Annotated in this window: 9 protein-coding genes; 5 read left to right on the top strand and 4 right to left on the bottom strand. The window is 69.4% G+C overall.

Going from position 1 to position 11,392, the window contains the following annotated elements:
* The 3 genes from ATE62_RS20100 to ATE62_RS20090 form a co-directional block, all read right to left on the bottom strand.
* A partial coding sequence (locus tag ATE62_RS20100) for a VIT domain-containing protein (protein WP_156422295.1) occupies window positions 1-1,982 on the bottom strand: 1,982 nt, incomplete at its 3' end.
* A complete protein-coding gene (pabB, locus tag ATE62_RS20095) occupies window positions 1,979-3,799 on the bottom strand; it encodes an aminodeoxychorismate synthase component I (RefSeq protein ID WP_197411730.1) in 1,821 nt (606 codons plus the stop codon). The genes pabB and ATE62_RS20100, both read right to left, overlap by 4 nt.
* A gap of 35 nt (window positions 3,800-3,834) precedes the next feature.
* Entirely contained in the window at window positions 3,835-4,383 is a 549-nt protein-coding gene (locus tag ATE62_RS20090) for a hypothetical protein (protein ID WP_231736334.1), read from the bottom strand.
* Window positions 4,384-4,529: 146 nt separating this feature from the next.
* Here ATE62_RS20090 and ATE62_RS20085 point away from each other — a divergent pair, with 146 nt between their 5' ends.
* Window positions 4,530-6,212 carry an AMP-binding protein gene (locus ATE62_RS20085; protein ID WP_058809493.1) on the top strand — a complete coding sequence of 561 codons (1,683 nt, stop codon included), beginning with the start codon at window positions 4,530-4,532 and terminating at the stop codon, window positions 6,210-6,212.
* Here ATE62_RS20085 and ATE62_RS20080 read toward each other — a convergent pair.
* Window positions 6,209-7,492 (bottom strand): NADH:flavin oxidoreductase/NADH oxidase family protein, encoded by a 1,284-nt coding sequence (locus ATE62_RS20080; RefSeq protein ID WP_058809492.1) that lies wholly within the window; start codon window positions 7,490-7,492, stop codon window positions 6,209-6,211. The genes ATE62_RS20085 and ATE62_RS20080 overlap by 4 nt on opposite strands.
* A gap of 141 nt (window positions 7,493-7,633) precedes the next feature.
* Between ATE62_RS20080 and ATE62_RS20075 the strand changes: the two genes are divergently transcribed.
* The 4 genes from ATE62_RS20075 (at window position 7,634) to ATE62_RS20060 (ending at window position 11,234) form a co-directional block, all read left to right on the top strand.
* Window positions 7,634-8,068, top strand: a complete 435-nt coding sequence (locus tag ATE62_RS20075) for a MerC domain-containing protein (RefSeq protein ID WP_197411729.1) — start codon at window positions 7,634-7,636, stop codon at window positions 8,066-8,068.
* Between the two features lie 102 nt (window positions 8,069-8,170).
* Window positions 8,171-8,635, top strand: coding sequence for a Fur family transcriptional regulator (locus tag ATE62_RS20070; protein WP_058809491.1), 465 nt, complete (start codon window positions 8,171-8,173; stop codon window positions 8,633-8,635).
* Window positions 8,636-8,659: 24 nt separating this feature from the next.
* Window positions 8,660-9,541 (top strand): hypothetical protein, encoded by an 882-nt coding sequence (locus ATE62_RS20065; protein WP_197411728.1) that lies wholly within the window; start codon window positions 8,660-8,662, stop codon window positions 9,539-9,541.
* A gap of 169 nt (window positions 9,542-9,710) precedes the next feature.
* Window positions 9,711-11,234 carry a fumarate hydratase gene (locus tag ATE62_RS20060; protein ID WP_058809490.1) on the top strand — a complete coding sequence of 508 codons (1,524 nt, stop codon included), beginning with the start codon at window positions 9,711-9,713 and terminating at the stop codon, window positions 11,232-11,234.
* The last annotated feature ends 158 nt before the right edge of the window (window positions 11,235-11,392 follow it).

Raw genomic sequence — 11,392 nt, 5'->3', positions numbered from 1 at the left:
GACGGTGAGGGCGGTGGCGGGGGCGGTGGCGGCGGTGGCGGCGCATAGTCCATCTCGGCCGCCGCGTCGGCGCCGGCCGCGGCGACATCGGCTGCGGCAGCGGCGGCGTCCGCGGCATCGGCGCCCTCGCTCGCAGCCACCTTCTTCGCCCTGGCATTGGCGTCGAACCGGCGCGCGTGCCACGCCTTGCGCTCGGCCCAGTTCGCCCGGACCATCTCCAGATGCTCCTCGCGCTCCTCGGCCGCCTCCTCGTCCTTGTCCTTGCGCATTTCGGCATATTCGGCGCGCCACTCGGCGTCGAAGCCGTCGGCGGGCGGCGCGACGTCGGCGCTCACATATTGTTCGGGCGATTCGAGCACGAGGAAGGCGAGCGACGCCGCCGCGACCTGATATTTGCGCGCGAGCTCGACCGTCGCCTCGCGCTGCGCCGGATCGTCGGCGCGCCGGGCAACCTCGCTCGCGGCCCACAGCGCGCCCGCGCCGTCATGACGGTCCACCCGCGCCTCGTCGCGCTCGACATAGCTGGTCGACACGCGGCCGCGCGCGTCGGCGATCCACAAAGTCAGCCCTTCCTGCCCGCGCATCGGGCCGACGATATGCCAGCCGCCGCCCTTCGTCGCGAGGCTGCGGAAGGGCAGCCGGTGCCCCGAGGCGCTGCGCACGCGCACCACGCCCGCCGCCGGCCGCGTCAGCGCGGCGAGCGCCGCGGCGCGGCTTTCGCGGGCCAGCAGGATCAATTGCCCGCCACTGTCCTGCGCCAGGTTCGACAGCCAGGCGGTGTCGGCATCGGGCGCCGAGGCGACGATCTGGAGCCGGCAGTCGGGCGCGAAATCGGCGCCGGGGTCCATGCTCCGCGCGCCGTCGGTGAACATCAGGCACTGCGCGGCATCGGCGAGCTTCAGCGCATCGAGCCCGGTCAGCCGCGTCGCGCCCAGATAGCGCTGCCCGGCGAGCGCCGCCTGCAGTTCGGCCGCGGTCGCGACCGTGGTCACGACGGGCGCGTCCTCGGCGAAGCTCACCAGGTCGATCGCGCTCGCGGGCCGCACCGCCAGATAGTCGCCGAGCAGCGCGATCTCGCTGTCCAGCGCGTCGTCACCGCGCGACCAGCTGCGGTCCCAATAGATACGCAGCCGCCCGGGTTCGGACGGCGCGGCGGCGCCGGCGTCCCTGGCCGGACCCGCCGACACTTCGAAAAATTCCTGCCCGCTCCTGTGCCGCGACACGATCGGACCGTCGACCGCCGCTGCCGTGATTCGCAGCGGCGCGGCGAAGCTCGCGCCCGCGGGTGCCAGCGCCTCGCCCTTCCACGCGATGCCGCTACGCGCGACCGGCATGGCCTGCCCCCATGGCAGCGCCAGCGCCGGGCGGCCGGCGATCGCGGTCGCCTGATAGCGGACGGTCACCGGCCCCTGGATCGGCGCCGCGAGCCAGGGCAGCGCGAAACCGTCGGCCGCATCGGCGGGCGCCGAAAAATGCAGCCGCACCGTCCGCGATCCGCCCGGCGCGATCGGGAAGACGCGCGTGGTGAAGCGGTTGCCGACGACCTCGGCCAGCCCGGGGTCGACGCCCTTGCGGATTTCGGCCTCATAGACGCGCTTGGCCTTGCCCTGATCGAGCAAAGTGCCCGCGACCATCGTCCCGCCGATATCGAGTGCATAGCCGGTGACGACCGCCTGATCGGGCAGCGCAAAGGCGACATGCGCCTCGATCGGGTCTTTGCGTTGCTGGTTGCGATGCGACAGCACCGCTTCGATCACCGTATTGACCATGCCGCCGCGCTGCGTCAGCTCGATCGACAGGCGCGTGATCGCCAGATCGTCGGCGCCGACCGGATCTTCGTCGCGGATGCCGTTCCAATAGCCGGTCAGCCCCGGCGTCGTCGCCCGCGCGGCCTGTTCCTGTGCGTGCGCGGCGATGGAGGGCAGGAGGGCGGCGACCAACAGCAACAACGCCGGCCACAGCCGGCTTCGCGCCTTGGTCATGCACCGTCCCCCTGCAGCCGCGCCGGCACCAGCCCGCGCAGCGAATTGCCGATGAAGAAACCGTCCGCGAGATCGGCCAGGCGCAGGTGCGATTCGACCGCGCGGCCCTTTTCGATCAGTTCGGCGCGCAGCACCCCGGGGAGCAGCCCGAGCGACGCGGGCGGGGTCAGCAGCACGCCTTCGCGCTCGACGAAGATATTGCTCCAGCTCCCCTCGGTGACGAAGCCCGGCTCGTCGACGAAGACGACCTCGTCCGCGCCCGCCTCTGTCCGCGCCTCGTCATAGAGCGCGCGCAGGCTGGTCTTGTGGACCAGGCGAAAATCGTCCGCCGCCATCGGCGCGGGGCGCACCGCGACGGGCACCGGCAGCTCGGCAAGCCGCGGCAGCGGCGACACCTCGATCGCGAGCGCGCCCGACGGCGCGAGCCGCATCCGCACCCGCGCCGCGCTGCGCAGGCGAAAGGTCGCCGATTGCAGGCTGTTGCGCGCGCCGTGCCGGTCGAAGGTAAAGCCCAGCACCGCCGCGCTCGCCTTCATCCGCGCGAGGTGCCCTTCGAGCCGCTGGACCCCGTCGACGGGGTCGAAATGCATCGTCTCGATCAGATCGAAACTCTCGCGCGCTGCCCCCACAAATTCCCCCTTGGCCAGACATTCATGCCATTCCTCCGATGGCAGACTGTCGGCGACGATTCCCGATCCCAATCCCAGCGTGGCGCGAATCGGCGTTTCCTGCAAGCCGGTTAGCGGCGGAAAGAGTAACGTACGAATGGCGACGTTGAACGCCGCGTCGCCGCCCGGCTCGATGAAGCCGATCGACCCGGTGTAGAGCCCGCGCGGGCCGACCTCGAGTTCGTCGATGATCTCCATCGCGCGCACCTTGGGCGCCCCGGTGATCGACCCGCAGGGAAAGGCCGCGCGCAGCACGTCGACCGCGCCCTTGTCCGTCGGCAGGGTCGCGGTCACGTCGGACACCAATTGATGGATCGTCGGAAAGCTCTCGACGCGGAACAGGTCGGGGACCGCGACCGACCCCGGCGCCGCGACGCGCGACAGGTCGTTGCGGATCAGGTCGACGATCATCAGATTTTCGGCGCGCTGCTTGGGGTCGGTCGCAAGTTGCCGCGCCGCCGCCGCATCGGCCTCGGCATCGACGCGCCGCGCGGCGGTGCCCTTCATCGGCCGCGCGATCGCCTCGCGCCCGCGCAGCGCAAAGAAGAGCTCGGGCGACAGCGATGCGATCGCCCGTTCGCCCGTCCAGACGAAACCGCCATAGCCGGCGCGCGCGGTCCGCCGCAGCCGCGCATAGACGGCGAGCGGATCACCGAGCACGGCTACCGCGGCGCGAAAGGTCAGGTTCGCCTGATAGATGTCGCCGGCGCGGATATAGTCGAGCACCGCCGCGACCGCGGCCTCGTAATCGGCGCGCGCTATTCCCGGTTCGACCGCGCCGATCCAGCAGCTGGCGGGATCGGGCAGCAGGTCCGGGACCGCCTCGGCGGCGATCCGCTCGACGCCCTCGAACAATCCGAACCAGCCAAGCGGCGCATCGCCCTCGCCCCCCTGCGGCGCGCCGCGCCAGGCAGGGGCGAGCCCCTTGCCGCCCTCATAGGCGAGATAGCCCGCCGCATGGAGCCCGCGCCGTCCCGCCCCCTCCAGCGCATCGAGCAGCGCCGGCACCTCGGCGGCGCTGTCAGCGCGCAGAATCTCGACCGGATCGCGCAGCAGCCGCGCCGGCACCGCGCCCACGGTGCGCGCGTCGTCGAGCAGCACGAAGGGCGGGGCCCCGCTACCCGGCAGGCTGATCCGATGCTCTGTCATCGTCGATTGCCGCGTTCCGCGACCCGGCGGAGGCGTCAGCGCTCGCGGCGGACGCGGATGCGCTTCAGGCTACCGATCTCGGCGAAATAGCTGCCGACCGCGCCTGGATAGATCACCACCTTCTCGCCCGGCCTGGGGTCGCGCGGCAGGTCGGTCTGGTCGGTCTGAATCCACACCGCGCCGTCCTCGATCTCGAAGCGCATCTTGTTATAGCCTTCGCGGCGCGCCCATTTGATCGTCGTTTCGAAGCGGGTGATCTTTTCCTCGTCATCGTCGCCGCCGCCGAAGAAGGGCAGGTCGCGCAGCGTGAAGCCGAACAGTCCGCGCCGCGCCTTTTGCGCCGACGCGCGGTCGAAGATGGTGATGTCGTTCGCCGCCTGCGCCTGCGCGAGCGCCGCGACCTCTGCGTCGAAGCAAGCGAGCCGCGCCGCCGCATCGGCGACCGCGCGGCAGTCGTAGACCTTCTGGACCTGCGCCGGGGTGGCGGGCGGTTCCTTGTCCTTCGCCGGCGCCGCCGGCGCCCATGCCGCCGTCACGGCCAGACCCGCCGCCGCGGCCCAAAGTCTCCGCCGTATCGCACCCATGGCCGTTCCTCCCTGCCTTCGGCCCTGCCTAGCGGCGACGCCGCATCGCTGCAAGCGCCGCACCCCCCGATTGCGATGCGCGCGCGTCGTGCCTAGGTAAGACCGACACCCCCACCGCTCCTCTCGCAGAAGGATGACGCGCCGCGATGACAAGCCCCTATGACTGGTCGACACACTACAACCACCCGACCGCCTGGGACCAGCCATTCGCGCCGCTTTCGCTTCCCGACATGCTCGCCGCCAGCGTCGCACGAAAAGGCGATGCGCCGATGCTCGATTTCATGGGCCGCCGTTTCGGATACAACGAGGTCGCGCGCGGCGTCGCGCGCGTCGCGAAAGGCCTGCAGGCGCGCGGCATCGGCAAGGGCACGCGCGTCGGGTTGTTCCTGCCCAACGTCCCGCATTATGTCGCGGCCTATTATGGCGCGCTCGCCGCGGGGGCGACGGTGGTCAATTTCTCGCCGCTCTACACCCCCGCGGAGCTCGAGGCGCAGGTCGAGGATTCGGGCACCGACATCCTCTTCACGATGAGCGCGACCGCGCTGCTCCCGACCGCGCTCAAGGTGCTCGACGGATCGAGCCTCAAGCAGCTCGTCGTCGGCTCGGTCGCGGGCGGCCTTCCCGGCGCCAAGTCCCTCCTGTACCGCATGCTGCGCCGCAAGGAGGTGTCGGCGCTGCCCGACGACAGCCGCGTCACGCGCTTCTCGGCGCTCGTCGACAACGACGGCCAATATGACCCCGCCCCCATCGACCCCGAAGCCGATGTCGCGCTGATCCAGTACACGGGCGGCACCACGGGCACGCCCAAGGGCGCGATGCTCACGCACCAGAATCTCACCGCCAACGCGCGGCAGGTGAACAGCATCGATCCCGACCACGCCGCCGACGACCGCATCCTCGGCGTGCTCCCCTTCTTCCACGTCTTCGCCAACACCTGCGTGCTCAACCGCACCGTCCTCAATGGCGGCATGATCGCGATGCTGCCGCGTTTCGACGCGAAGCAGGCGCTGGAGGCGATCTCGCGCACCAAGGCGACCGCGCTCCCCGGCGTGCCGACGATGTACCAGGCTTTGCTCGACCATCCCGACCTCGCCAAGACCGACTTCTCCTCGCTGCGCGTCTGCATCTCGGGCGGCGCGCCGATGCCCGCCGAGCTGCGCGAGAAGTTCGTCGCCGCGACCGGCGCCGCGCTCGTCGAGGGCTATGGCCTCACCGAAAGCGCCGGCGTGGTCTCGACCAACCCCTATGACGGCCCGGTCAAGGCGGGCACGATCGGCCAGCCGCTCCCCGCGACGCATATCCGCCTCGTCGACAAGGAGAATCCGTTGCAGGATGCCCCCGCGGGCGAACCCGGCGAGCTGGTCGTCAAGGGACCGCAGATCATGCGCGGCTACTGGACCCGCGCCGACGCCGCCCCAAAAACCGACGGGGACAGCTTCACCGAGGACGGCTGGCTGCGCACCGGCGACGTCGCGGCGATCGACGAGGACGGCTATGTCCGCATCGTCGACCGGCTGAAGGACATGATCGCGGTCGGCGGCTTCAAGGTCTATCCGAGCGTGATCGAGGCGCATCTCTACGAGCATCCCGCGGTCAAGGAAGCGATCGTGCTCGGCGTCCCCGACGCCTATCGCGGCGAAGTGCCCAAGGCGTTCGTGACGCTGGAGGAGGGGTTCAATGTCTCGGGCGAAGCCCTCGCCGCCTGGCTCAACCCCCAGCTCGGCAAGCACGAACGGGTGAGCACGGTCGAGGTGCGGCTGAACCTGCCCAAGACGATGATCGGCAAGCTCGACCGCAAGGCGCTGCGGGCGGAGGAGGGCGCGGCCTAACCCCGCGCCTTCAATATCGCCTTGTTGCGCGCCTCGAGGATGCGGAAGGCGCGGAAGGTCGTGAGCGCGGGGTCGGTGCGGCCCTCATGCCCCAGCAGCCATAGTTGCTGGTAGAACCAGTAGATGCCCGCAAAGCCGTCGATTGCCTTCACCATCTGGAAGCGCTTGAGAAAGCCGAGCCAGCCAGGCACCAGTCCGCGCTCGTCCTCGTAGCGCGGCAGTGCGTCCTCGCCCGCGAGCAGGTGCTTCGGCGCGTCGGTGACGAGGCACATCGGCCGCCCGAGCCCGATCACGTCGGCGGCGCCGCTCGCCAGCGCCGCTTCCATCGCGGCGCGGGTGCGGAAGCCGCCGGTGACCATCAGCGGCACGGTCACCGCGGCCTGCATCGCCAGCGCGAAGTCGACGAAATAGGCCTCGCGCGCGATCGTCGATGGCGCGACATTTTGCGCTTCGCTCTCTTCCATCCCCTCGATGCCGAGCAATTTGGGCTGCTCGTAGGTGCCGCCCGAAATCTCGATCAGGTCGACGCTGGCGGCTTCGAGCCAACGCGCCACCTGAAGGCTGTCGTCGAACTCGAAACCACCCTTCTGGAAATCGGCGCTGTTGAGCTTGACCGAGACCGGATAGGCCGGGCCGACCGCCGCGCGCACCGCGGCGACCACTTCCAGCAGGAAGCGCGCGCGATTTTCGAGCGAGCCACCATAGGCGTCGGTCCGCAGATTGCTCCGCGGGCTCAGGAACTGCGATACCAGATAGCCGTGCGCGGCGTGGATCTGCACCCCGGTGAAGCCCGCGCGTCGGCACGCGTCGGCGGCGACTGCGAAGCGCTGGACCAGATCGGCGATCTCTTCCAACGTCAGCGGCACCGGCTCGCCGAACTGCCCGCCAGGCAGCCCGAGCTTGACCGCCGACGGCGCCTTGGGGTGCGGGTTGACGTTCGCCTGCGTCTGGCGCCCGCTGTGGCTGAGCTGCGGCCAGAAATGATTGCCGCCCCGCGTCGCCGCCGCCGCCCAGCGCGTCAGCCGCTCCATCGCATCGGCATCGGGCGGCCGGTCGACCACGACATTGCCGGGCCGTTCGAGATGATCCTTGTCGATCACCATGTTGCCGCCGATCAGCAGCCCCGCGCCGCCGTCGGACCACAGGCCGTAGAGCCGCTCGAGCGCCGCCGTCGCGCGGCCGTCGGGGGTCGCCATCCCCTCGGTCATCGCCGCCTTGGCGATGCGGTTCGGCAGCACCGCGCCGCACGGCAAGGTCAGCGGCTGGGCCAGGTCGGTCATTCGGCATGCTCCCCCATGTCGTCCGGCCGAAGGCTAGCCCGAACCGGCCGCACGGCGAAAAGAAAAGATTCGCCATGTGATGTTGTAACCTTTGCTATGTTATGCCATATCAAGGCTCCAGATCGTTGAACGGAGAATCGGGTGACGCAGGTCGCCGGCCACAGCCATGCCACGACGCGCCTCGGCGCGCTGGTTCGGGCTGCGCGCGATTCGCGGCCGCTGACCTCGCTTTCGGGCGACCAGCTGGCGATGGGCCTGTCGGGGCTGTGCCTCGTCCACTGCCTCGCGACCACCGTCTTCGTCGCCTCGCTCGCCTCGGTCGGCGGGGTGTTCCTCGACAATCACCTGTTCCACGAGGTCGGACTGGTCATCGCGATCGGCTTCGCGCTGGTGACGCTCGTTTCGGGCGTGCTCAGCCACGGCTATATCATGCCCTTCGCGGTCGGCAGCTTCGGGCTGGGCATGATGGCGGGCGCGCTGTCGCGGCCGCACGACGGGACCGAAGTGCTCGCAACGATGGTCGGTGTCGCGGTGGTCGCGCTCGGCCACGACCTCAACCGCCGCGCGCGCAGCTGACCCGGCGCCGGAACGGACCGGTCCGCGGCTTGCGGGCGCCCCCCAAACATCCTACATTGATGGACAGTTAGCGCGGCATTATCCGCGCCTGAGGACAAGCCAATGGGCAAGCATGACCATCCGCACGTCGAGGCCAGCGGCGCCTCGCTCGCCAACGCGGCGCAGACCGCGCTCGAAGCCGCCGGCGAAGCCTGGACCGACATGCGCGCGCAGATTTTCGACGCGGTCGCCAAGATCGGCAAGCCCGCGAGCGCCTATGAAATCGCCGACATCGTGTCGAAGAACCGCGGCAAGCGCGTCGCCCCGAACAGCGTCTATCGCATCCTCGACCTGTTCGTCGCGAACAACCTCGTCCGCCGCGTCGAGAGCGCCAACGCCTTCGTCGCGAACAGCCATCCGGGCTGTCTGCACGATTGCATCTTCCTGATCTGCGACAGCTGCGGCAGCGCGGTGCACATCGACAACGACAAGCTCTCCGACGGCGTGCGTGCCGCCGCCGACGCGACCGGCTTCGCCGCCGAACGGCCGGTGATCGAAGTGCGCGGCAAATGCGCCGAGTGCCAATAATTTGATCGCTCGCGGGCGCGGCGCATGAGCGGGGGGCTCCAGCGCTGGGTCGAGGCGCAGCGAATGCGAGCGCCCGCGCCGACCGGCTGGTGGTACGCCACCCTCGCGCTCGGCATCGGCACCTTGCTCTTCAGCCTGTCGCTGGCGCAGGTCTTTCCGCCGACCGGCTATGCCCATGCGCCGGGCTATGGCGCCCCCGTGATCGCGTTCGAATTCGCGCGGAGCCAGGCCGATCTGCTCGCGGTCTTCGGGCCCGACAGCGATCCCGGCCAGGTCGCGCGCCTCGCGGCGATGCGCGCGGGCAACGAACAGGATTATCTGTTCATGCTGCTCTATGCGTCCTTCGTGACGAGCGGGCTGGTCGCGCTGTGGCGCGAGCTTCGTCTGCGCTGGCTGCTCGCCGCAGCGCTGCTGCCGGTCGCGGCGGCGCTGTGCGATGCCTATGAGAATTGGCTGCTCTTCGACATCCAGGCGGCCTTCACCGTCGGCGAATATTCGCCGTCGATGGCCAGCCTGCCCTGGCCGGTCGCGACGAAGTTCCTGCTGCTCGCCTTCGCCAATGTCGCGATCGGCGCCGCGCTCACCCAGATGTCGCGGCGCTGGCAGCTCGCAGGCACGTTGATCCTCGTTCCCCTGCTCACCGTCCCGATGGCGCTCGTCTCGCCTCCCGCCTTCGGCTGGACGCTCACCGCGGCGATCGGCGCGGGGTGGATCGGGCTGCTCGGCACCGCCGCGATCGGCTGCTGGTACGCGCTCGTCAAAAAGGCGCCGCTGGTCGATTTCGAGCCCGAGGCGCCGCAGCGCCGCGCGACCGACCGCGACGCGCCCGAAGAACCGCCACCCCCGCCCGGCGCCGCACCGCGCAGCTTCGGCCGGCGCAAGTCGGATGGCGACGCTTTTCGCTAACTTCTCCTGTCATCCCGGCGAAGGCCGGGATCTCACCCTCGCGTCCTTTCGCCACGGCGAGATCCCGGCCTTCGCCGGGATGACGAGAGTGGGAATGCCCTTCCCGTCGGTCGCGAGCAGGTCTAGGGACTCGGGCGAATCCTGAAACAGGGCAAAGGGGGCTGCACCCATGAACACCGTCATCATCCGCGAGGACGATCTGATCGAAACGATCGCCGACGCGCTCCAGTACATCAGCTATTTCCACCCGATGGACTATATCCGCGCGCTCGCCGCGGCCTATGAGCGCGAGGTGTCGCCCGCGGCGAAGGACGCGATGGCGCAGATCCTCTCGAACAGTCGCATGTGCGCCGAGGGGCATCGCCCGATCTGCCAGGACACCGGCATCGTCACCGTCTTCATCAAATGGGGCATGGACTGCCGCCTCGACTCACCCCGCAGCCTGCAGCAGGTGGTCGACGAGGGGGTGCGCCGCGCCTATCTCCACCCCGACAACAAGCTGCGCGCCTCGATCCTCGCCGATCCCGCGTTCAGCCGCGTCAACACCAAGGACAACACGCCGTCGGTGCTCAACGTCGAGATGGTGCCCGGCGCCAAGGTCGTGATCGACGTCGCCGCAAAGGGCGGTGGCAGCGAGAACAAGTCGAAGTTCAAGATGATGAATCCGTCCGACAGCATCGTCGACTGGGTGCTCGAAATGGTGCCGCAGATGGGCGCCGGCTGGTGCCCGCCCGGCATGCTCGGCATCGGCATCGGCGGTACCGCCGAAAAGGCGATGCTGCTCGCGAAGCAGTCGCTGATGGACCCGATCGACATGACCGAACTGCTCGCGCGCGGGCCGTCGAACCCGACCGAGGAACTGCGCATCGAGCTGTATGAAAAGGTCAACGCGCTCGGCATCGGCGCGCAGGGGCTCGGCGGCCTCGCCACCGTGCTCGACGTCAAGATCGCCGACTGGCCGACCCACGCCGCGTCGAAGCCCGTCGCGATGATCCCCAATTGCGCCGCGACCCGCCACGCCCATGTGACGCTCGACGGCAGCGGCCCCGCCTATCTCGAAAAGCCGGTGCTCGCCGATTATCCGCAGATCGACTGGAAGCCCGACCAGGCCGCGATCCGCGTCGACCTCGACAGCCTGACCCCCGACGTCGTCGCAAGCTGGAAGCAGGGCGACCGGCTGCTGCTCAACGGCAAGATGCTCACCGGACGCGACGCCGCGCACAAGCGCATCGCCGACATGCTCGCCAAGGGCGAACAATTGCCCGTCGAATTCAAGGGCCGCGTCATCTATTATGTCGGCCCGGTCGATCCGGTCGGCGAGGAAATCGTCGGCCCCGCGGGCCCCACCACCGCGACGCGCATGGACAAGTTCATGGACATGATGCTCGAACAGGGCCTGCTCGCCTGCGTCGGCAAGGCCGAGCGCGGCCCCGCCGCGACGCAGGCGATCGCCAGGCACAAGAGCGCCTATCTGATGGCGGTCGGCGGCGCGGCGTACCTCGTCGCGCGCGCGATCAAGGGCAGCAAGGTCGTCGGCTTCGCCGACCTCGGCATGGAGGCGATCTACGAGTTCGAGGTGCAGGACTTCCCGGTGACCGTCGCGGTCGACAGCGAAGGCCAGAACGTCCACGTCAACGCGCCGATGCTGTGGCAGAAAAGGATCAAGGACGAGGGGCTGCTCGAGAAGGCTTGACCGACTTGCGTTGTAAATTGCGGGTTTACAACGTGACGGCGGTAACGCGTGTTGAACCAGGCGCTATGGGGTTGATCCCGTTAAAAGGATCTGCCCCCCATGGACTATGGCGACGAAGCGGCCTTGGTGAAGGCCAGAGCGCAACGAAATCGCAAACT

The organism is Sphingopyxis sp. HIX (assembly GCF_001468285.1).
Classification (GTDB): domain Bacteria; phylum Pseudomonadota; class Alphaproteobacteria; order Sphingomonadales; family Sphingomonadaceae; genus Sphingopyxis.
This window is presented reverse-complemented; position numbering and strand designations above follow the sequence as displayed.

Coding starts and splice junctions, on each gene's coding strand:
- ATE62_RS20070 (WP_058809491.1), top strand. CDS start 8,171: ATGGGCAAGCATGACCATCCGCACGTCGAGGCCAGCGGCGCCTCGCTC.
- ATE62_RS20085 (WP_058809493.1), top strand. CDS start 4,530: ATGACAAGCCCCTATGACTGGTCGACACACTACAACCACCCGACCGCC.
- ATE62_RS20090 (WP_231736334.1), bottom strand. CDS start 4,383: ATGGGTGCGATACGGCGGAGACTTTGGGCCGCGGCGGCGGGTCTGGCC.
- ATE62_RS20065 (WP_197411728.1), top strand. CDS start 8,660: ATGAGCGGGGGGCTCCAGCGCTGGGTCGAGGCGCAGCGAATGCGAGCG.
- pabB (WP_197411730.1), bottom strand. CDS start 3,799: ATGACAGAGCATCGGATCAGCCTGCCGGGTAGCGGGGCCCCGCCCTTC.
- ATE62_RS20060 (WP_058809490.1), top strand. CDS start 9,711: ATGAACACCGTCATCATCCGCGAGGACGATCTGATCGAAACGATCGCC.
- ATE62_RS20080 (WP_058809492.1), bottom strand. CDS start 7,492: ATGACCGACCTGGCCCAGCCGCTGACCTTGCCGTGCGGCGCGGTGCTG.